The organism is Sphingomonas sp., assembly GCF_025353885.1.
GTDB lineage: Bacteria > Pseudomonadota > Alphaproteobacteria > Sphingomonadales > Sphingomonadaceae > Sphingomonas_O.
In genome coordinates this window covers 40056-60661 of record NZ_JANXNX010000082.1, presented here as the reverse complement: position 1 = coordinate 60661, position 20606 = coordinate 40056, and the positions used below count along the sequence as shown (strand labels likewise).

The window sequence follows — 20606 nt, the reverse complement described above, 5'->3', positions numbered from 1 at the left end:
TGATGGCTTTACGCCTTGCGCCGGCAATCCATCGACGAGATGCGCTTAATGTTCAACGGTTTTCACTAGAGCCGGGCAAAATCCGGCGAAACATCCCTGGAAAAACCGCGGATGGCCTGCACGCCATTATGGCATTGACGATCGGGATGCATTACCAACATGACATCAGGCAGCCGGGGGCAGACGACAGACATATGGGCCTAGATTTCTGCATCTCGTCGCAGCGTGAACGACGGTCATGATGGCGGACATGTTCACCGCCAAGCGTTCAGGACGCTCGGGATTGCCCCGTCGCCAGTTCCTGCTGGCGACGCTGGTGGCGCTGATTTCGCTGACGCTGCTGGGTCCGGCAATGACGGTCGTCGATTCGGCAGGCGTGACGGGCGAGGGCAGCCCGATCCGCCAGATCGGCTATATTGTCATCGCGCTGATGGCGCTCTACGCGATCCGCCCGCTCGACAGCCTTGATCGGGTGCTGTGCGTGCCGATTGGCATTGTGATCACCCTGGCGTGGTGCTGGTTGAGCCTGGGGTGGGCGATCGACCCCGCGATCAGCCTGCGCCGGGTGCTGCTGACCACCATCATCATCTGGACGATTTTCGCCGTTGTCCGCCAGCTTGGCTACCAACAGGTCATGCTTGTCCTGCGCATCGCCTTCGTTATCGCGCTGCTCGTCAATTTCCTGACCGTCCTGATGTTTCCGCAGATTGGTATCCATCAGGCGAACGAACCGTATGACAAGGCCCTAATCGGCGACTGGCGCGGATTCATGTTGCAAAAGAACTTGGTCGGATCGGTATGCGCGATCACGATTATCGTGTTCACTTTTGATGCCAAACGGATCCCGAAGGCGCTGCGCGCCGTCGTCATCGCGCTGGCCGCGTTCTTCCTGTTCAAGACCGAATCGAAGACGTCGCTGGCCTTGTGCGCCTTCGCGATCGGGCTGGCGGCGGTCTTTCAGTTCTACAGCGCGCGGTATCGCGTGTTCGTCCTGTCGACGATTTTCTTGCTGGCGATCGTCGTGGCGGTCCTGGTGGGGGTCTATAACGATCCGCTGCTACAGCATCTGAACGATCCGACCGCGCTGACAGGGCGGACACGGATCTGGTCGGCGCTTGCCAGCTACGCTTCCGACCATCCCTGGACGGGATCGGGCTATGGTTCGTTCTGGAACATCGGGGCCGCCAGCCCGATCTATCAGTATTCGAACGGATGGGTGCTGACGGTCACGCAGGGGCACAACGGCTATCTGGACGTCGTGTCGCAAACCGGCGTGCCCGGGTTGCTGCTCGTCGTCGGCGCGGTCATCGTCTATCCGCTGGTCCGATTGCTGGCGAGTCCCCTTGCCCAGGGACCGCGTGGAGCGCTGATCCTGGGCGTGTTCATGTTCTGCATCGCGCACAACGTCACCGAATCAAGCATTTTCGATCGCGATACCCTCGTCGAGGTGTTCCTGATGATGACGATTGCGCTGCTGTGGACGATCACCCGGGCCACCCCGCGCCGGGGCCAGGGTGACAATCGACTGTTTGGCAACACCGCAACCCGGGCGCGCTGACGTGGCCGGTGCCAATACACTACGCCTGGTCATGCTGGGCGGATCGTCGGCGCATACGGGCGGGGTCGAGGCATTTTGCGACCGTGCCAGCGCGGCGCTTGCGCGGGATGGCCACTGGCAGGTGACGCGCATCATGACCAGCAGTGCCTATCTGTCGCTCGGCACGCTGGCGCTGTACCTGCGCGGCATTGCCGCCCTGATCGGCCAGCGCCGTGATCGCCCCGATTGCATCTGGCTGCACTATGTGAACCTGCCCGACCTTGCCTATCTGATCGTCGCCCGCCTGCTCGGGATGCGCGTGATGGTGACGCCGCACCTCGGTTCGAACTGGAAATCGCAATCCAGCCCGGTCCTGCGACGCCTCAGCGGGTGGGCGCTGCGCCATGCCAGCCGCTTCGCCCTGCTGTCGGCCACGCAGGAAGGCGAACTGAATCTGCCCGCCAGTGTCCCTCGCTCGCGGATCATCACCTTTCTGCCAGCCGAAATGCTGGCGGCGCGGCCCGATCCGCTCGCGAAGGACCCCGCGCAGTTGCGCCTGATCCACGCCAGCCGATTGTCGGAGGGCAAGGGCAGTTTCCTGGTCGTCGACGTGTGCGCCGCGCTCCGCGACGCGGGGCTGGTGTTTTCGGCCGAGATCGTTGGTCCCGCCGACGCTGTGACCAACGCCGCGCTTCACGACCGGATCGCCCGGCACCAGCTGGCGGACCATGTCACCGTGCCCGGTCCGAAGTCGATGCCGCAGATGGTCGTTGCGCTCCAGCGGTCGGATGTCCTGATCCATCTGTCGCGGATCGATTCCTATCCGCTGATCGTACTGGAGGCGATGGCCTGCGGGGTCGTTCCGGTCTGCCTCGACCTCGCCGGTGCGCGCAGCATGGTCGCGACCTATGACGGCCATGTCGTCGGCCCCGAGCGGCCTGTCGAGGATACCGCCGAATGGATCGCCGGGCTAGTCATCGCCGACATCCGGCGACGCGGCAACGACATCTCCCAGCGGGTCCGCGCCGACTTCGACTGGTCGCAATGTTTGCAGGCGCTGGACGCCGCCCTGCGCGAATGCCTCAGGGCCTGAAGCACACCCGCACCGCACGCCAGGTCAGCGCCGCAAAGACCGCCTCCCCGAACAGGATGCCGACGATCGACCACAGCGGCTGGCCCAGCATCAACAGCGCCAGCACCGCGACGATCGACACGATGGAGGACCACAGGCTCGCCCGGGCCAACGGCTGGAACGCCCCCGCCGCCTGCAGCAGCGCGCTTTCCGGCGTGCGCATCGCCCGGATCGCCGAGACCAGCATCCACAGCGTGACGCCGGTGACGAGCACGCCGATGTCGTATTGCGGTGGAAAGATCAGCGACGGTGCCCGGTAGAACAACGCGACGATCGCGACCGCCGTCAGCAGCCAGACCAGCGCCAGCGCGGCCCGGAAAAAGCGGGCGGCGCGATGGGCCAGGTCGACCCGCCCCGCCCCGATCTGGCGCGCCATCTGCGCCCGTTCGAATTCGGTCAGCGCGTTCATCGCGACGTTGATCGGCCGGATGATCAGCGCGCTGGCCGCGATGGGGGCAAACGCGGTCGGCCCCATCAGCAGAATCACGAAATAGGTATGCGCATTAGCGGTCGCCTCGGTCGTCGCCACGCCAAACAGCGACCAGCGGGAATGTTCGCGCCAGACAGGCCTATAGTCGGCGAGCGCGCGGGGTGAGACCTGCAAAAACTGTTCACGCAGGTAAGTCCGGCCAAACGGGATCATGCCCAGCGTCGCCCCGGCAAACAGAATCGCCCAGGCCGACAACAGCGCGTCCGACTTGAACACCAGTAACAGCCCGGCCCCGATCAGCACCGTCGCGGCATAGACCATGTCCGAAATCGTGGTCCTGACCTGCGCGCCGATGGCATAGGCGTGGGCGCGGGCAAACCACCGCAACAGCGACATGGCGGCATAAGCGGCAAAGATCGCCGCCGCCCCGAAATCTTCGCCAAGTAACATCCCGACGACGCCGAACAGGATCAGCGCCACCACGGCACCGATCAGACTGGCGTTCTGGATGGTGCGCCGGGTCCGGTCGCGGGTTTCGCCCGTCCCCTGCGACAGCAGCAGCGGCAGCGGCGCGCAGAACAACGCCGTCCAGATGCCCCAGGTGAATTGCGAGAGCACCAACAGGAACGAAAACCGCCCGAAGCCACCCTGGTCGAGCACGCGCAGCAGCACGAGCGACAGCGCGAACTGCGCGCCCGCCGATCCGATCGGGCCAAGGATCGCCAGCGAATATCGCGCGGCGCTGGCAAAGGGCAAATCCAGTTTTCTCAAGACGTTTTCGTTGCCCTTGCCGGAATCAATGGCGATTCGTTCTCTACAGGGACCGCCGTTAAATGACGCTGGCCGTGTAGGACAGGTGGTTAGCCCCTCGTCGAACAGAATAAACTGCCTTAGGCGTGCGGCATGCAGCACTTTCAAAAGTTTCTGGGCCAGTTTTTGGGCTCATTGATAATGGCGTGCACGATGCTTGGCCTGTTCGCCACCGCCTCCTGTGCAAACGCCTCGTCCGACCCCGATAAAGCGACCTCCGCCGACGGACCCAGCACCGGCGAGGCCTATTTGTGGCGATCCGTGGCGATTGGCGGCGGCGGTTACATCACGGGTATGGCGACCGATGCGACCGGGGCCACGCGCGTCGTTCGCACCGACGTCCACGGTGCCTATATCTGGAACGTCTCGGCCGATCGCTGGGTCCAGCTGGCCAGCGCCGCCAGTGTCCCGGCATTTGATCGCACCCAGAACGGCATGAACCAGGGCGCGTTCGAGGTGGCCGTGGCACCGGGTGATCCCCGCAGGATCTACATGGCGATCATGGCGCGGGTCTATCGGTCGGATGATGGCGGGGCTTCATGGCAGCTACGGTCGGGCAAGGCGCCCTTCCCCCACCCGTTCAACGCCAACAGCGAATTCCGCCTGTATGGCGCGTTCATGGCGGTCAGCCCGGTCGATCCTGACCTGCTCTATCTCGGGACGGCCGAGGACGGCTTGTGGAAATCGAGCGACGGCGCAGCCAGTTGGACGCACGTGGATTCGGTCCCGCCCGGTGCCGACTTGCGCCCGGCCTCCGGCATCCAGAGCCCACCCATCACGGTCCGTTTCGGCCCCTCACCCGGCCACAGGCAACCGCCGCCACTGTATGCGGCGTCTCCGGGCCACGGCCTGTATATGGCATTGCCCGATGGCGTGTTCCGGCCCGTCACGCCGGTGGGATCGCCCGGCCCCGTCACCATTGCCCAGACCAGCTTCGCCGCCGATGGCAGCCTGTTTGTGATCGATCAGGAAGCCAAAAAAGCCTGGGTGTTACGCGCCGGGAAATGGACCGACTTGTCGGGCCACGGGCTGCCGGTCGCCGATTTTGCAGGGGTTGCCGCCAATCCGCAGGGCAGTCAGATCGTCCTGACCGACATGGGCGGTCGCGCATGGTGTTCGGTCAACGGCGGCGCTGGCTGGACCGCCGCCTATCGCAACACGTCGACCGGCCCCGGCGAACCCCAATATCTGAAGGTCAACAACGGCGCGTTTTTCGCTTCCGGCCAGATCGCCTTCGATCCGGTGGTGCGTAACCGGCTGTGGGTCGCCGCAGGCGTCGGCCCCTATTTTGCCGATCTCGGCACCGGCTGTTCGGCGCTCAACTGGAAAATCCGGGCGCGGGGGATCGAGGAACTGGTCGCCAACGACGTGATCGCCCCGCCGGGACAGGCACCATTGTTTGCCGCATGGGATTTCGGGATCCACCGGAAACCCGATCTCGACCGCTTTTCGACGACGTTCGGCCCGAAACCACGGGTGCTGATTTCCGCCCAGCAGCTCGATTGGAGTGCAGCCGATCCGGCATTCATCGTCACGAATGCCTCCGACGCACGGCAATGCTGTGCGGAGGACGGCGATACGATCCTTGCCGGTTACAGTCTGGATGGTGGCCAGAACTGGACCAAGTTTGCCACTTTGCCGACGCCACCGGGAACCCGGGCTAATGACCCTTGGCGCATGTCGTTCGGCACGATTGCAGTATCCGCCAACGACACGAAGAACATCGTCTGGGCACCCGCGTTCAACCGCTCGCCCTTTTTCACCCGCAATCGAGGGCTCAGCTGGACCCGGGTCTCGCTTCCCGGCGAAAAACTGCCGCTGACCGGATCCTATGAGAAGTTATATGGGGGTCGCAAGACACTGGCGGCGGACCGCGTCGATGCCGCGACATTCTATCTCGTGCACAGTGGCGGGGGCGCCAATTCGGCGCTGACCGGCCTTTGGCGAACGACCGATGGCGGCGGATCGTGGCAGCGCGTGTTCGAGGGCGAGATTGCGCCGCATAGTCATGAGGCGGCAAAGCTGCGCGCCGTTCCCGGCGTTGCGGGAAATTTGTTCTTTACCTCAGGCGTCAGCTATGGCCCCGACACCCGACTGCGACGCTCTGTCAACGGCGGTGCCACCTGGACTACGCTCGAAAACATCGATCGCGTCGACGATATCGCCTTTGGTAAGGCCGCCCCGCAGGCGCACTATCCGACGATATTCATCTCCGGCCGCGTCGGCGGGGCCTATGCGATCTGGCGATCGACCGACAATGCCGACAGCTGGCAACAGGTCGGGAAATTCCCGATGGGTCGGCTCGACCAAGTGATCGTGATCGAGGGGGACAAGAACATTTTCGGCCGCGTCTACGTCGGCTATATGGGTTCGGGATGGCTGTATGGCGGGCCGACAGGGTGCGGGGCGCTCCCGTTTCGGGCAACCGACGACCGCGATTGCCAGGCGGTCGGCCGTGCCGCAATCACCGCTGAGCCGTCTTCGCGGCCGCAGGGGCGCTGAACCCTCGTCACCCCGGCGCAAGCCGGGGCCTATACGGCTGTCGGATCGGGTACGGACCGGAACGCGTGCGCATCTTTCGGAAGCCCGTATAAGCCCCGGCCTGCGCCGGACTGACGGAATTGGCGGTGTAGGGCACTCAAGCGCCTCGCCCCACCCCTCACCGACCCAATGAGACCCGCCAGATCCGGTTGCCGACATCGTCTGCCACCAGCAGGCTGCCAGCCTTGTCGACGATCACGCCGACCGGTCGGCCCTGCGCCTTGCCGTCCTTGTCGAGAAAGCCGGTCAGCACGTCCTGCATCTTGCCCTGCGGAAACCCGCGAGGCCCAAAGGGGACAAACGTCACCTTATATCCTGAAACCGGCTTGCGATTCCACGATCCGTGCTGGCCGATGAACGCGCCGTCGGTGAAAGTGCCGAGCGACCCGAACGCCAGACCCAGCGACGCCGTATGCGGCCCCAGAGCATAGTCGGGGCGGCGGGTATATTGCAGCAGTTCGGGACGCGCCTCGACGCGCGGGTCCTCGTATCCGCCCCAATAACTGTACGGCCAGCCATAAAAGGCACCGAGTTCGACCAATGTCAGATAATCGGGCGCAAGGTCGGAACCCAGCATGTCGCGTTCGTTGACCACCGTCCAAAGCTGTTGCGATTTCGGTTCCCATGCCATGCCGACCGGATTGCGAAGCCCGGCGGCATAGATGCGGATCTTGTGCGTCTGCAAATTATACTCGAGGATGTTTGCACGGTTTTTTTCCGCGTCCATCCCGTTGTCCGCGATGTTGGTCGACGATCCGACCCCGATATACAGCAGGTTGCCGGTCGGGTCGGCCACCACATTCTTGGCCCAGTGATTCCCGCCACCGGGCAACGCCACGATCTTCTGCGCAGGCGCGGTGATCCTTGTGTCTCCGGGTTTATAGGGAAAGGCGACCAGCGCATTGTGATTGCCGACAAACAACCGGTCACCCACCAGAGCCATGCCGAACGGTGACTCCAGGCCGGTCAGGAACACCGAACGAAAGTCTGCGACGCCATCACCGTCGGTATCACGCAACAGGGTGATGCGATTGGCCGACGGCCCCCCTGCGCCAACCTTCGACATCAGCGTCTTCATGACGAAATCGGATATCCCGCCGGTCGGCCGCTTCGGTGAATTCGTCTCCGCAACCAGCACGTCGCCGTTGGGGAGTTGGTAAAGCCAGCGTGGGTGGTCCAGATCGGCCGCAAACGCATTGACCGACAATCCCGCCGCAGCGACGGGCTTTGCCGCGCCCTGCCATCCGACCACATCGGCGACATCGATGGTCGGGAATTGCTGAACCCGCGGACTGGTGATCCGTGGCCGGGTGCCGGACACCGCATCCGCACTCAATTGGGCGGTGTCGCCGCGCGTGAGGTAAAAGATCACGCCGGCGATGATGGCGATCAGGACGACGATAATGATCAGGATGCGGCGGCGAATTGTCATACCCCTCTTTATGGTGACTGGCAGCACTACTTGCCAGTGGGCGCGTCGTCATCACCGATCACCGGCGGATGCAGGCGCACGCGGGTCGCGCGGCGGGTATCGCCCTCGGTGATTTCGATGCGCCAGCCGCTGGCGTGGGTCAGGCATTCGCCCGGTTGGGGAACATGCCCCGCCAGTACGAACGCCAAGCCGCCGATGGTATCGACATCGCCGTCGACTTCTCCCAATCGGGGGTCGATGGCGGCGGCGATATCCTCCAGCTCGGCGCGGGCGTCGGCCTCCCACAGGCCATCGTCCAGCGCGACGATCAATGCCTCGGGGGCGTCGTCATGCTCATCCTCGATATCGCCGACGATCTCCTCGACCAGATCCTCGATCGTCACCAGTCCCTCGGTTCCCGAATATTCGTCGATGACGATGGCCAGATGGACGCGTTGCAACCGCATTTCGGCAAGCATGTCGAGCACGCCCATCGACTGCGGGACATACAGCGGCTGACGGATCAGGTCGGCGATCGTGTCAGGGCGCGGCCCCTCGTGCGCCAGGATCGCAAAGACGTCCTTGATATGAATCATGCCGATGATGCTGTCCAGGCTGGCGCGATAGACCGGCAGGCGGCTGTGACCGGCGTCGGCAAAACAAGCGACCAGTTCGGCGAAATTGGTCGTGTCGGGGATGGCGATGATGTCGGATCGCGGGACGGCGACATCGTCCACGGTGCGCTCACCGAAGTGGAGCAGGTTACGGACCATCTGGCGCTCGACCGGCGACAAATCCCCCGCCGAGGTCGGCTCGGGATCGTCCTCATGGTCGGCGATCGCTTCCTCGATCTGGTCACGCAGAGTCGGCTCCGCATGCTCGCCGAACAGCATTGCCCGCAACCCGCTGAAAAAGCGACCGTTTTCGGGCGGTCGGACGGTTCTACTATCACCTTCTTTCATTGCGGGTTGTCAGTCCTCGATCGGATAAGGGTCGTGCAGCCCGAGCGCAGCCATCGCGGCCTGCTCGATCGTTTCCATGGCCTCTGCCTGCGCATCGCCCATATGGTCATGGCCTAGCAAATGCAGGACGCCATGCACAATCAGATGCGTTGCGTGGTCCGCCAGCGCAACCCCGCGCGCCGCCGCCTCGCGCGCGCAGACATCATGGGCCAGGACGATGTCGCCCAGCAATATCTCCCCATCGTCGGTATTGCCCAGCGTCTCGATCAGGTCGGGTTGCACCATCGGGAATGACAGGACGTTGGTCGGCTTGTCCTGCTGGCGATACTGCCGGTTGAGGGTGTGCACCGCGTCATCGGACGTCAGCCGTACCGAGATTTCCACCGTCGCCGACGTCTTGGCTAGGTCGGCCTGCGGGCTGGCGGCCAGCGCTGCCGCAACGGCGCGCTCGCCCAGCGTCTGCCAGTCATGATCGGGCCAGGGGGGCTCAACAAGATGCTCTACCAACATCATCGCCTAGGCGTCCGGACCTTCATAGGCCTGGACAATCCGGCCGACGATCGGATGCCGGACCACATCGGCAACGCCGAAACGCACCGTCGCGATGCCCTCGACCCCCTCCAGCTTGGCGACGGCATCGGCGAGGCCGGACTTGGTGATGTCGGGCAGATCGATCTGCTTGGGATCGCCGCAGACCACCATCCGGCTGTTCTCGCCAAAGCGGGTCAGGAACATCTTCATCTGCGACGGCGTCGTGTTCTGCGCCTCGTCCAGGATGATGAACGATCCCGCCAGCGTCCGCCCGCGCATGAACGCGATCGGCGCGATCTCGATCTCGCCACTGGCAATCCGCCGCTCGACCTGTTCGGCGGGCAGGCAATCGTATAGCGCATCGTACAACGGGCGCAGGTAGGGATCGACCTTTTCCTTCATGTCGCCGGGCAGGAATCCCAAACGCTCACCCGCTTCGACCGCCGGCCGCGACAGGATCAGCCGGTCGACCGAACCGGTGATCAACTGCGACACCGCCTGCGCGACGGCGAGGTAGGTCTTGCCCGTACCGGCTGGCCCCAGGGCAAAGATGATGTCGTGCTTGACCAGCGCTTCCATGTAGCGGATCTGCATCGCCGAGCGCGGCACGATGGTTTTCTTGCGCGTGCGGATCATCACCGTCGGCGATTCGGATACGTCGTGGCGGATGATGCCGTCCAGCGTCGGTTCGGACGACATGGCAATCACCGCCTCGACCGCGCCGCTGTCGATGTCCTGCCCCTGCACGATCCGGTTATACAGACCGGTCAGCACATCACGAGCGCGCGCGATGGCCGATGCCTCGCCCTCGATCTGTAATTTATTGCCCCGTGCCGCGATATAAACGCCCAGCTTGTTCTCGATCGCGACCAGGTTCTGGTCATATTCCCCGAACACCCGCCCCAGCAGTTGCGGTTTATCGAACATCACTTCCAGTCGCGAACGGTCTCCAGCTTTTGCGGGAACGGGCTTACGCGACATTCAGGCCGCCTTTCTTGTGTCGGGTGAAGTTCCGGTAACAGAATTAGGGCCGGCCGCTACAATGTCGACCTCTATCAAATCGCCAGCGGTCAGTTCGGGATGAACGACATGAACCGACTGCAGCCAGGGCGATTTACCCAACATCTGCCCCGGCAGCTTGCCCGCCCGTTCGATCAAGATGGTTGTCCGGGTGCCGATGGAAGCAATGTTGAACGCGTGTTGTTGCTCGTTGATGACAGCCTGCAACCGCTGGAGCCGTTCGTCCATCACTGCTTTCGGGATCTGCGCACCCATCGTCGCGGCGGGCGTTCCGGGCCGCGGCGAATAAGTAAAGCTGAACGCCTGCGCATAGCCGACCTCGGCCACAAGTGTCAGCGTGTCTTCGAAATCCGCATCGGTCTCCCCGGGGAAACCGACAATGAAATCACCCGACAGCGCGATGTCGGGCCGGGCGATCCGGACCCGGTCCAGCAGCCGCAGATAACTGTCGTGCGAATGACTGCGGTTCATTGCTTTCAGGATTCGGTCGCTACCCGACTGCACCGGCAGATGCAGGAACGGCATCAGTTTTTCGACGTCGCGGTGCGCATCGATCAGCCCCTGCGTCATGTCGTTCGGATGGCTCGTCATATAGCGGATGCGCGAGAGCCCGGGCAGTTTGTCGAGCGCGATTGCCAGCCCATCCAGACCGACGCCATCGTGCCCCCAGGCATTCACATTCTGCCCGAGCAACGTGATTTCGCGCGCTCCACCATCGATCAGCGCCCGTGCTTCATCCATGATCGCATCGAACGAGCGCGAGACTTCGGCCCCGCGCGTGTATGGCACGACGCAATAGGTGCAGAACTTGTCGCACCCTTCCTGAACCGTCAGGAACGCCGATGTCCGCTGACCCTTCGTCCGCGCCGGCAGTGCACCGAATTTCGACAGCGCGGGCATTTCTGTATCGATCACCGCCTTGCCGCCGCGCGCCGCCGCCACCAGTTCGGGCAACCGGTGATACGCCTGCGGTCCGACCACGACATCGACGTCGCGCGCCCGTTTGGCGACCTCAGCCCCCTCGGCCTGCGCGACACAACCCGCGACCGCGATCATCGGCCGCGTGCCATCTTCGCGCTTCAGCGTGCCGATTTCCGAATACACGCGGTGCACCGCCCGCTCGCGAATGTGACAGGTATTCAGCACGACGAGGTCGGCATCGTCGGACCCGACCGCGACCATGCCTTCGCTCGTCAGCAACTCGCCCATGCGGTCGCCGTCATAGACATTCATCTGGCAGCCGAACGACTTGATATGGAATGATTTGGGGTGCGGGCGAGTCAAGATTGGGCGGCTATACAATCGCAACGCCGCCCAAGGAAGCGGAGAGCGCCTTGGTCATGCGTTTTCGTATTTCGGCGGTCAGTGCCTTGCGATCGGGAAAGGCGTTCGGGTCAACCGGATCGAGCAATTCGACGCGGACCGGAAACTTGCCCCGCCTCCGCAGCAATCGAACGGCATTCTCGCCCGCCCCTTCCTCGCCAATCCAGGCAATATCGGTCGCCGCCGACCCATAGTTCAGCAACACCGGCTGCACCAACAGCTTTCGTGATGGGCGCATAACCACTTCGAACAGGGACGGCTTGAAGGGCAACAGGCTCTGACCATCGGTTGTCGTCCCTTCCGGAAACAAAACGACCGGCTGCCGATGATCGAGCGCATCGCGCAGCGTCGCGATCTGCTGGCTCACGGTTAGCCGGTCAGTCCGCGATACGAAGACGGTCCGGTTCAACTTTGCGAGCCATCCAATCAGCGGCCAGTCCGCCATCGGCGCCTGCGCAATGAACGCCGCACCGGTCTGCCCGGCCAAAACCGGGATATCGAGCCAGCTGATGTGGTTTGATATGAAGAAAACATCTTTGGTCAGCGCTTTGCCATGAACCGACACGACCGCACCGCAAATCCGCGCAACGCGTGCCAGGAAAAGCCGCGGCACGGTGGATGGCAGCCGAAGAAAGCGGACCGCAAGGTGCAACGGCAGCGCCACACCCAAGGCAATCGCGAGCATTGCAAGTCGGAGCGCCAGACGGGCGGTCCCGGCCCGGTCAGGCCTTGCGATCAAGCGCGACCCCGTAAAGCTCCATCCGATGATCGACCAGGCGGAAACCCAGTTTTTCGGCAATCACCTTTTGCAGGGCTTCCAGTTCGGGATCGACAAATTCGATCACCTTGCCGGTTTCGACGTCGATCAGATGATCATGATGCGCTTCGGCAGCGGCCTCGTAACGCGAACGTCCGTCGCCGAAATCGTGCCGTTCAAGGATACCGGCTTCTTCGAAAAGTCGTACAGTCCGATAAACCGTAGCAATCGAAATGCCCTTGTCGATGGCCGCAGCGCGCGAATGGAGCAGTTCCACATCGGGATGATCCTCGGCCTCCGACAGAACGCGTGCTATGACCCGCCGCTGTTCGGTAATCCGAAGTCCTTTTTCAGCGCACAGCGCTTCAATATCGATTCTACGTTGCATCGCGGTGACGCTAGCCCAACGCCAACGTCACCGCAAAAAAATTCAGCGAGCCGGTGGTTTACGACGCTTCGTGCCGAGCCCGATTTTCTTGGCAAGCGTGCGCCGCTGCTCGGCGTAATTCGGCGCCACCATGGGGTAATCGGCAGGCAGGCCCCATTTGGTGCGATACTGGTCCGGCGTCATTTGGTAATGCGTCATCAGGTGGCGCTTGAGCATCTTCAACTTCTTGCCATCCTCAAGGCACACAACATAGTCCGGCTTGATCGACGTGCGAATCGAAACCGCAGGTTCCTGTTTGACGACCGGGGCAGCAGCAGGCTGATCCAATTTGCTCAGCGCGCCGTGAACATTGGCAATGAGCGCAGGCAGATCGTTTACCGAAACGCTGTTGTTGCTCACATGCGCCGCGACGATGTCGGCGGTCAATGTGATGAACGTTTCCTGCAGTTCCGACATTTCACTCATATTATATTCCATTTCGTCTGGTTTTGCGCGCGACGCGCTAACTCTTGGCGTTTACCGATATTCATGATCTAGACTTATATTTGTTTTGTTAAAGGTCCAATTTTAACGCAGCATCCGGCGATACGTTTCAGCGTCGAAGACCTGGCCCGCACTACCACGATAATAGCGCGCGCGAACGCCGACTTTTTCAAATCCTGAATAGCTATACAATGCAATTGCCGGGTTTGCGGCACGCACCTCCAGAAATACTGCGGTCGCGTTTTCCCTCATCGCCGTCGTTATTACAGTGTTGAGCAACCCCTTGCCCAACCCTTGCCGTTGCGCCGCCGGATCCACGCCGAGCATCATCAACTCACACTCGCCGACGATGGTCCGCGAAAGCGCAAAGCCAAGCACCCGATCAAACCGCGCCAGGACTAGGCGGGTTCCGGGCATGGTCATCAGCGCCAGGCACTGGCTGGACGTCCATGCCTCACCAAAAGCTGGATCGAACGCGGCTGTCATGACCGCCATCACTTCGGGCAAATCCGTGGCCGATCCCTCGACGAACGCGGTATCGATCATCCCGCCGGGGCCCGCGGCACCATGGGTTTGGCATCAGCATCGCGACCGTAGATCGGGGTGGGGGGCAACGACGCCAGCACGACCGGCAACAATCGCGCATTGCCTGCATCGGGCGTCCGCTCGAACGCCTCTCCACTACCACGATCGTCAACGATCGCCCTTGCGGCATCGCCGACGATCACCGAACCGGCGACAATCGCCGCCTCGCCTGGCGTAATCGAACGCAGCGGAGTGACGCTTCTGACCGGATTTCCTTCGAATGACTGAACGAACAACTGGCCATGTCCGGCGCTGATCGCGACGGTCACCGACAGGTCGGAACCGCGACAGTCGGCAAAATGCCCCGCCGCCAGCAATGCCAGCGATGAATAGCCGGTCACCGGCACACCCCAGCCTAACCCAAGTCCGCGTGCCGCAGCGACGCCGACGCGAATACCGGTAAAGCTGCCCGGACCGCAGTCCACCAGGATCGCCGCGGCGCGCCCTCCCCCCGGCAACGCCGCGATCAGCGGTAGCAGCCGTTCGGCATGACCGCGCCCGACATTCTCAGTGAAGGAGGCGACGACTGCGCCATCCTTCAGCAATGCGACCGAACATGCCCGCGTCGCCGTTTCGATGACCAAAACACTCACCTGATGGAATTGAACCGGTCGAAGGCGGGTCGCGGCAAACGGCCAAAGACACTGGACGGCTCGCCATACCCGACCGTCGTGATAAAATTCGACTTGATTGACGTGCCCGCGAAAAACTCGGCATCAACGGCAGCGTTGTCAAAGCCCGACATCGGCCCAGTATCGAGGCCAAGAGCACGGGCTGCCAGGATCAGATAAGCACCCTGCAACGACGAATTGCGGATCGCGCTGAGTTCGATCAAGGCATCGTTGCCTACGAACCAGCTGCGGGCATCGGCAGGCGGGAACAGTTCGGGGAGCTGCTCATAGAATTCCATGTCCATGCCCACGATGACCGTGACGGGCGCGCTCATGATTTTGGCCTTGTTCGCAGCACTGGCGGCACCGGCCAGCTTTTCCTTGGCCGCCGGGCTTTTGACCCAAATCAAGCGCGCGGGCAGCATGTTGGCCGACGTTGGCCCAAACTTCATCAGTTCCCAGATGGCATCCATCTGGTCGTGGCTGACGGGTTTATCGGTATAGCCGTTGTAACTGCGCGCGGTCCGAAACAGTTGATCGAGCGCGAGATCGTCAAGCGGTGCAGCCATGTCGTCCGGTCCTTTGTGTCAGACCGCGAAAACCCCGGTCACCTCGGGCACATAGTGTTTCAGCAGCGATTCGATACCTTGTTTCAACGTCGCCGTCGACGAGGGGCACCCGGCACAGGCCCCTTGCATCTTCAGATAGACATTACCCTTGTTGAAACTCTGGTAGATGATGTCGCCACCATCGTTTGCGACGGCCGGTCGGACGCGCGTTTCGATCAAGTCCTTGATCTGGTCGATAATGTCGGCGTCGGCCGGGTCGTCCACCGATACTTCTGCCGCCGATCCCCCGGCAGGGGCGGGCCTGAAGAGCGGCATGCCCCCGCTGAAATGATCGAGCAGGATGGACAGCACGTCGGGTTTCAGGTTGCTCCAGTTGCTTCCGGGGCCCGCGGTGACCGACACGAAGTCACGTCCGAAAAACACGCCCTCGACATCGCCCAGCGCGAACAGCGCTTCCGCCAGCGGCGAAGCATCGGCTTCCTCCGGCGTCGCAAAGTCCCGCGTGCCACCCTCCATCACGGCGCGACCCGGTAGAAATTTCAGGGTCGAGGGGTTCGGAGTCGTTTCGGTTTCAATGAGCATAGGAAGTATGTGGGCCGCCAGAACGCCTCGATCAAGGCGAAGGTTGCATTTATGCGACTTACCTGCCATATCCTGCCGCAGCGCAGCGAAGCGACACCCGTTTTCGCAGGTCGGCCAGCGTGAATTTCCGTTTGTTCGGACAGGCTCGACCCCTTGACGCTCTCAGCCAATCGGCTTCCCCTTTCACGCGGGTTGTCACAACCTCCCGCTTGTCCAGCGCGCCGTTTTCGTGTGCGCGGGCCTGGCAATATTTGAAAGTTACCCATGACCAAGTTTTCCGATCTCGGCCTTTCGCCGCAGATTCTCGACGCCCTTTCGGCCAAGGGATATGATACGCCAACGCCGATCCAAGCGCAGGCTATTCCGAAATTGCTTGAAGGCCGCGACCTGTGCGGCATCGCGCAGACCGGCACCGGCAAGACCGCGGCATTCGCGCTGCCCTCGCTGATGCGCTTGGCTGCCTCTGGCAACAAGCGCATGCCAGGGGCCTGCCGGATGCTCGTCCTGTCACCGACCCGCGAGTTGGCCGCCCAGATCGCCCAGTCGTTCACCGACTATGGCAAGGGCATGAACCTTGCCGTCGGCGTTGTGTTCGGCGGCATGCCGATCGGTCGCCAGATCAAGATGTGCGGACAGGGCCTCGACATCCTTGTCGCCACGCCGGGCCGTCTGATCGACCTTATCGAACAGCGTGCGCTGAACCTGCGTCACGTCGAAATCTTCGTCCTCGATGAAGCCGACCAGATGCTCGACCTTGGGTTCATCCACGCGTTGAAGCAGATTGACCGTCTGTTGCCCAAGCAGCGCCAGTCGCTGTTCTTCTCGGCCACGATGCCAAAGTCGATTTCCGAACTCGGTGATCGTTTCCTGACCGACCCTGTCAAGGTTTCGGTGGCTCCCGTGTCGTCGACGGCAGAGCGCGTGGACCAGTATGTGACCTTTGTAAACGCTGCCGAAAAGATGGCGCTGCTGACGATCGTTATCCAGAACGAGCCGATCGACCGCGCGCTGGTGTTCAGCCGCACCAAGCATGGTGCCGACAAGATCGTGAAGTTCCTGGCCGCCGCGGGCATTCGTTCGGCAGCGATCCACGGCAACAAATCGCAAAACGCCCGCATGGACGCGCTCGACGCGTTCAAAAAGGGTGACATCAAGATTCTGATTGCCACCGACATCGCTGCGCGCGGCATCGACGTTTCTGGTGTCAGCCATGTGTTCAACTTCGACCTACCAAACGTCGCCGAACAATACGTCCACCGGATCGGCCGTACCGCCCGCGCCGGAGCCAGCGGCATCGCCGTCAGCTTTGTCGATGGCGAGGAAAAGGGCTGGTTGAAGAGCATCGAGCGTCTGACCGGGGTTCCGTTGACGCCAACGCCTCTGCCGCCTGAATTCGACGAATTGCGCTCGAAGCTGCCTAAACCGGTGATCGTGCGCAATGCACCAAACGGTCGCGGCGGCACGCGCAGCGATGCGCCGCGTTCAGACGATACTCGCCGTCACTTCCCACGTCGTCCCGGCGGCGTCGGCGCGCACAAGTCCGCGGTAAAGCGTACCGGCGGACGGTAATTCGATTGGCCTGACTTGCAGGAACGCGGGTCAGGCAATCATCCGCTTCAACGTCGCAATCATATCGGCCTCAGCGGCAGGCTTGTCCGTTCGTATCCGCGAAATACGTGGAAACCGCATTGCGATGCCCGACTTGTGCCGCTTCGATTCGTGAATCGAATCGAACGCAACCTCCAGCACCAGCGTCTTTTCAACCTCGCGCACCGGCCCGAACCGGTTCAGCGTATGCTGACGAACAAATCGGTCCAACCCTTTCAGTTCCTCATCGGTGAACCCGGAATAGGCCTTGCCCACCGGCAGCAACTCGCCCTCCTCGGTCCAGCATCCAAACGTATAATCCGAATAGAAGGAAGACCGTTTCCCGTTGCCGCGCTGGGCATACATCATCACGCAATCGGCGGTCAGGGGGTCGCGTTTCCATTTGTACCAAAGGCCTGCCCGCCGCCCGCCGGTGTAGATACTATCGCGCCGTTTGAGCATGACACCCTCGATCGCCGCATCGCGAGCCCCCGCGCGTATTTCCTCCAGCGCGTCGAAATCGCGGGCCTCGATCACCGCTGAAATATCGAAACGTTCAGGGTCGAAGCGGGGTAAGGCCATCTCCAGTCGCGCCCGACGCTCAGTCCATGACAGACCGCGCAAATCCTCCGGTCCGTCAAACATTATATCATACAGCCGCACGAACGCCGGATATTCGGTCCGCATCTTCGGCGACACGGTCTTGCGCCCCAACCGCTGCTGAAGCGCATTGAAACTTGCCGCCTCGCCGCCCTGCACCTCGCCGCGCACCAGCAATTCCCCGTCAAACGCGCCATCGACCGTCACCGCATCGGCGACGTCGGGAAAGCTGCCGGTGATATCGTCACCACCCCGGCTATATAGTCGCACCTGCCCCCCGGCGCGCACGATCTGGACGCGGATGCCGTCCCATTTCCACTCCGCTGCATAATCGGCCAGGTCGACCCGCGCGTCTTCAAGGGGGTGCGCAAGCATGAACGGACGGAACACCGGCGTGTCGAGCGCGGTCGGCTGCGCGATCTTGCCGTCGGCCCAATCAAAGATCGGGGTGTAGGGCGGCGCAATCCCATGCCAGACCTCTTCGACCGCATCGACGTCGAGATCGAAGGCCTGTGCCAAGGCGGTCTTTGCCAGTCGCGAGGAAACCCCCGCCCGCAACCCGCCCATCGCCAGTTTCAGCAAAGCGAACCGCTCGTCCGAATCCAAAACGTCGAGCATCGCCGCCAGAGCAGCAGGTGCGTCCACCCGCCCAAGCGAAAGCAACCGGTCGATGACGAAGCCGAGCTTCACGCTGGCGTCCGGCTCGCCACGCGCGGGCCATAGCAACGCCACCGTCTCCGCCGTATCGCCCACATAGTCCCGGCTCATCCGAAACAGCAGGGGGTCCACACGCTCCTCAATCAAAGCGCGCACGACCGCCGGCTTGACGCCCGGCAGGTCGAGCTCCCCGGTAAGCGCGGCGAGCGCCCAACCCCGGTCGGGATCGGGCGTCGTCCGCAGGTAATCACCGATCAGCCGCAACTTGGTGTTACGACTCCGCGTATAAATCAGGCGGTCGAGAAGATCGGCAAAGGCACGCATATCATATTAGACGTTCTGCGCGGCCTCGAACAGGAACCACGCGCGCTGCTCGGCCTCGTCGGTCCAATTGTCGATCACCGCCGACGTCGCATTGTCCTTGGCATCGTCGGCCAAGTCCTTGGCAACACGAAGCGCCTCAACCAGCTTCAGATTGTCGTCGCGCAATTCGGCCAGCATATTGGCAGGCGACACGAAATCCAGATCATTGTCCTTCGAAGTTTGATGACGCCCAATATCGCCGATCGACCGCAGCGTCGTGTTGCCAGTCTTGCGAACGCGCTCGGCAATCAGGTCAGTCGTCGCGAAAATCTGTGCGGCCTGCTCGTCGAAAAGCAAGTGATAGTCGCGGAAGTGCGGGCCCGACACATGCCAGTGGAAATTCTTGGTCTTGAAATAGAGGGCGAAGCTGTCGGCCAATATACCATTCAGCGCGTCGGCCACCGTGGCGACCGCATTGGTCGGCAGGTCGGTCGGGGTCTTCAGTTTTGCTTTTGGTGCTTTTGCCATCTCGGATGATCCCTGTGTGATATGTTTCGGCTGCATAACCATTTGCAGGACAAAAAGCTCCTTCGCGATCGTCGATTTCTATTTGGGCGGGCCCTACAGAACGCGCAATCCGCTAAGCATGGCAAAAATACCGGCCAGGCCCAGAATTGTGCCTGCACCGACGCGCGCGCCTCGCGGCATCGACGGCGCGACGGTGCCGATGCCCGCGGCCACTACCAGGGCGGCCATGGAGCCCGCACCCGCTCCGATCGGCGCACCCATCCACGCGGTAAAGGCGAAGGCCAGAAAGGGGGATGGTGACCGATACAGCGTCAGGGCGCTGGCCAACAGCGTCGAAGTATCTCCACCCGACCTGCCACGACCGAATTGCGCCGTTGCCGCAAACACCAGTGCGAGGCCGAGCATCAGCGTTCGCGCCGGGACGATGAGCAATGCTCCGATCATAGAACCGGTGATCACCGCCAGCACGATCAGCAAGAGCATGATGAACGCCGCGACAAGACGGCGCTCTCGACCGAAAATGATCAGGCCGCCGCCGATCTCGGCCAGCAGCACAGCGACGAATGCGGGAATAAGTGCGTTCACGGATCAACCGTGCAGGCGAAGCCCCACCGAGGCAAGGAAGCTGGCGGCGACCGCGGGATCGATGCTTTCACACGTTACCGCATCGCTCATCGCTTCAAGGAACGGCAGGACCATCGTCGCACCACTCGATTCGGAAATTGCGTTCTCCAGTCCACGGGCAAGTTCGGCCAGCGGCCTGAGGTCGTGGTTATAAGCAGTGCGGCGGATGTCGTCGACCGCGAACGCTAGCGAGCTGGCGGTCATGTGCGGCAATTCCATTGCCAGCCGGTCGATGCGGTTGCTCAATTCGGCCTTTACGACCAGCCTGGCGTCGGCGCCCATACCCATGAGATCGTCCCTTTTGTCCCCGTAATTGCAGACTGCGCCCCTTATGGTGAAGAAGAGGTTAACGCAGAGCGGGGCACAAGCGCGGCGATTGCTTGACTTTTTGCCGCCCGACCGCCATTGGCCCGCCTTTCCTTGCAGACACCAGAATCGAAAGTGCTTCAGCCGTGGCAAAGCCGACTACCATTAAAGTAAAGCTCGTCAGCACGGCCGACACCGGCTTTTACTACACGACGAAAAAGAACCCGCGCAGCCTGAACACGACGGAAAAGCTGTCGTTCCGCAAATACGACCCAGTCGTCCGCAAGCATGTCGAGTTCAAGGAAGCCAAGATCAAGTAATCTTGCAAC

Annotated in this window: 22 protein-coding genes; 5 read left to right on the top strand and 17 right to left on the bottom strand. The window is 62.2% G+C overall.

Going from position 1 to position 20606, the window contains the following annotated elements; translation table 11 throughout:
* Positions 1-238 precede the first annotated feature (238 nt).
* Together Q0R02_RS08995 and Q0R02_RS08990 are read left to right on the top strand one after the other, a co-directional pair.
* On the top strand, positions 239-1558 hold the full coding sequence (locus Q0R02_RS08995; RefSeq protein WP_293882549.1) for an O-antigen ligase: 1320 nt from the start codon (positions 239-241) through the stop codon (positions 1556-1558).
* Position 1559: 1 nt separating this feature from the next.
* On the top strand, positions 1560-2630 hold the full coding sequence (locus tag Q0R02_RS08990; RefSeq protein ID WP_293882547.1) for a glycosyltransferase family 4 protein: 1071 nt from the start codon (positions 1560-1562) through the stop codon (positions 2628-2630).
* Here the strand turns inward: Q0R02_RS08990 and Q0R02_RS08985 are convergent.
* Positions 2620-3870: a hypothetical protein gene (locus Q0R02_RS08985; protein WP_293882544.1), complete on the bottom strand. Its 1251-nt coding sequence runs from the start codon at positions 3868-3870 to the stop codon at positions 2620-2622. The genes Q0R02_RS08990 and Q0R02_RS08985 overlap by 11 nt on opposite strands.
* Positions 3871-4002: 132 nt before the next feature.
* Here Q0R02_RS08985 and Q0R02_RS08980 point away from each other — a divergent pair, with 132 nt between their 5' ends.
* Entirely contained in the window at positions 4003-6411 is a 2409-nt protein-coding gene (locus Q0R02_RS08980) for a sialidase family protein (protein ID WP_293882541.1), read from the top strand.
* 157 nt (positions 6412-6568) lie between these two features.
* Here the strand turns inward: Q0R02_RS08980 and Q0R02_RS08975 are convergent, their stop codons facing one another.
* The 12 genes from Q0R02_RS08975 to Q0R02_RS08920 all read right to left on the bottom strand — a co-directional run bounded on the left by Q0R02_RS08975 (position 6569) and on the right by Q0R02_RS08920 (position 15672).
* Positions 6569-7882: a sorbosone dehydrogenase family protein gene (locus Q0R02_RS08975; protein ID WP_293882538.1), complete on the bottom strand. Its 1314-nt coding sequence runs from the start codon at positions 7880-7882 to the stop codon at positions 6569-6571.
* 26 nt (positions 7883-7908) lie between these two features.
* On the bottom strand, positions 7909-8823 hold the full coding sequence (locus Q0R02_RS08970) for a hemolysin family protein (RefSeq protein WP_293882535.1): 915 nt from the start codon (positions 8821-8823) through the stop codon (positions 7909-7911).
* A gap of 9 nt (positions 8824-8832) precedes the next feature.
* Positions 8833-9336 (bottom strand): rRNA maturation RNase YbeY, encoded by a 504-nt coding sequence (gene ybeY, locus Q0R02_RS08965; RefSeq protein ID WP_293882533.1) that lies wholly within the window; start codon positions 9334-9336, stop codon positions 8833-8835.
* A 3-nt stretch (positions 9337-9339) separates the two neighbouring features.
* A complete protein-coding gene (locus Q0R02_RS08960; protein ID WP_293882531.1) occupies positions 9340-10335 on the bottom strand; it encodes a PhoH family protein in 996 nt (331 codons plus the stop codon).
* The gene (miaB, locus tag Q0R02_RS08955; protein WP_293882529.1) at positions 10336-11658 is read right to left on the bottom strand and encodes a tRNA (N6-isopentenyl adenosine(37)-C2)-methylthiotransferase MiaB; all 1323 of its coding nucleotides are present in this window, start codon (positions 11656-11658) and stop codon (positions 10336-10338) included. It abuts the gene before it with no gap.
* Positions 11659-11668: 10 nt separating this feature from the next.
* Positions 11669-12436 (bottom strand): 1-acyl-sn-glycerol-3-phosphate acyltransferase, encoded by a 768-nt coding sequence (locus Q0R02_RS08950; protein ID WP_293882527.1) that lies wholly within the window; start codon positions 12434-12436, stop codon positions 11669-11671.
* On the bottom strand, positions 12420-12842 hold the full coding sequence (locus tag Q0R02_RS08945) for a Fur family transcriptional regulator (RefSeq protein ID WP_293882525.1): 423 nt from the start codon (positions 12840-12842) through the stop codon (positions 12420-12422). The genes Q0R02_RS08950 and Q0R02_RS08945 overlap by 17 nt, the downstream gene beginning before the upstream one ends.
* 42 nt (positions 12843-12884) lie before the next feature.
* Entirely contained in the window at positions 12885-13307 is a 423-nt protein-coding gene (locus tag Q0R02_RS08940) for a MucR family transcriptional regulator (protein ID WP_293882523.1), read from the bottom strand.
* Positions 13308-13409: 102 nt separating this feature from the next.
* Positions 13410-13871 (bottom strand): GNAT family N-acetyltransferase, encoded by a 462-nt coding sequence (locus Q0R02_RS08935; RefSeq protein ID WP_293882522.1) that lies wholly within the window; start codon positions 13869-13871, stop codon positions 13410-13412.
* Entirely contained in the window at positions 13868-14503 is a 636-nt protein-coding gene (gene tsaB / locus Q0R02_RS08930; RefSeq protein WP_293882520.1) for a tRNA (adenosine(37)-N6)-threonylcarbamoyltransferase complex dimerization subunit type 1 TsaB, read from the bottom strand. Before tsaB ends, Q0R02_RS08935 begins: the two co-directional genes overlap by 4 nt.
* Entirely contained in the window at positions 14500-15090 is a 591-nt protein-coding gene (locus tag Q0R02_RS08925; RefSeq protein ID WP_293882519.1) for a malonic semialdehyde reductase, read from the bottom strand. The genes tsaB and Q0R02_RS08925 overlap by 4 nt, the downstream gene beginning before the upstream one ends.
* 18 nt (positions 15091-15108) lie before the next feature.
* Positions 15109-15672, bottom strand: a complete 564-nt coding sequence (locus Q0R02_RS08920) for a NifU family protein (protein WP_293882517.1) — start codon at positions 15670-15672, stop codon at positions 15109-15111.
* A 264-nt stretch (positions 15673-15936) separates the two neighbouring features.
* On the opposite strand from Q0R02_RS08920, the gene Q0R02_RS08915 reads away from it, so the two are divergent.
* Entirely contained in the window at positions 15937-17241 is a 1305-nt protein-coding gene (locus Q0R02_RS08915) for a DEAD/DEAH box helicase (protein WP_293882515.1), read from the top strand.
* Positions 17242-17271: 30 nt separating this feature from the next.
* Here Q0R02_RS08915 and Q0R02_RS08910 read toward each other — a convergent pair whose 3' ends face one another.
* The 4 genes from Q0R02_RS08910 to Q0R02_RS08895 all read right to left on the bottom strand — a co-directional run bounded on the left by Q0R02_RS08910 (position 17272) and on the right by Q0R02_RS08895 (position 20259).
* A complete protein-coding gene (locus tag Q0R02_RS08910) occupies positions 17272-18840 on the bottom strand; it encodes a cisplatin damage response ATP-dependent DNA ligase (RefSeq protein ID WP_293882513.1) in 1569 nt (522 codons plus the stop codon).
* Positions 18841-18846: 6 nt separating this feature from the next.
* A complete protein-coding gene (locus Q0R02_RS08905) occupies positions 18847-19347 on the bottom strand; it encodes a DNA starvation/stationary phase protection protein (protein ID WP_293882511.1) in 501 nt (166 codons plus the stop codon).
* 93 nt (positions 19348-19440) lie between these two features.
* On the bottom strand, positions 19441-19932 hold the full coding sequence (locus Q0R02_RS08900; protein WP_293882510.1) for a hypothetical protein: 492 nt from the start codon (positions 19930-19932) through the stop codon (positions 19441-19443).
* A gap of 3 nt (positions 19933-19935) precedes the next feature.
* Positions 19936-20259, bottom strand: coding sequence for a hypothetical protein (locus Q0R02_RS08895; RefSeq protein ID WP_293882508.1), 324 nt, complete (start codon positions 20257-20259; stop codon positions 19936-19938).
* A 164-nt stretch (positions 20260-20423) separates the two neighbouring features.
* On the opposite strand from Q0R02_RS08895, the gene rpmG reads away from it, so the two are divergent.
* Complete coding sequence (rpmG, locus tag Q0R02_RS08890) at positions 20424-20597, top strand: 50S ribosomal protein L33 (RefSeq protein ID WP_121152860.1); 174 nt, start codon at positions 20424-20426, stop codon at positions 20595-20597.
* Positions 20598-20606: the final 9 nt, after the last annotated feature.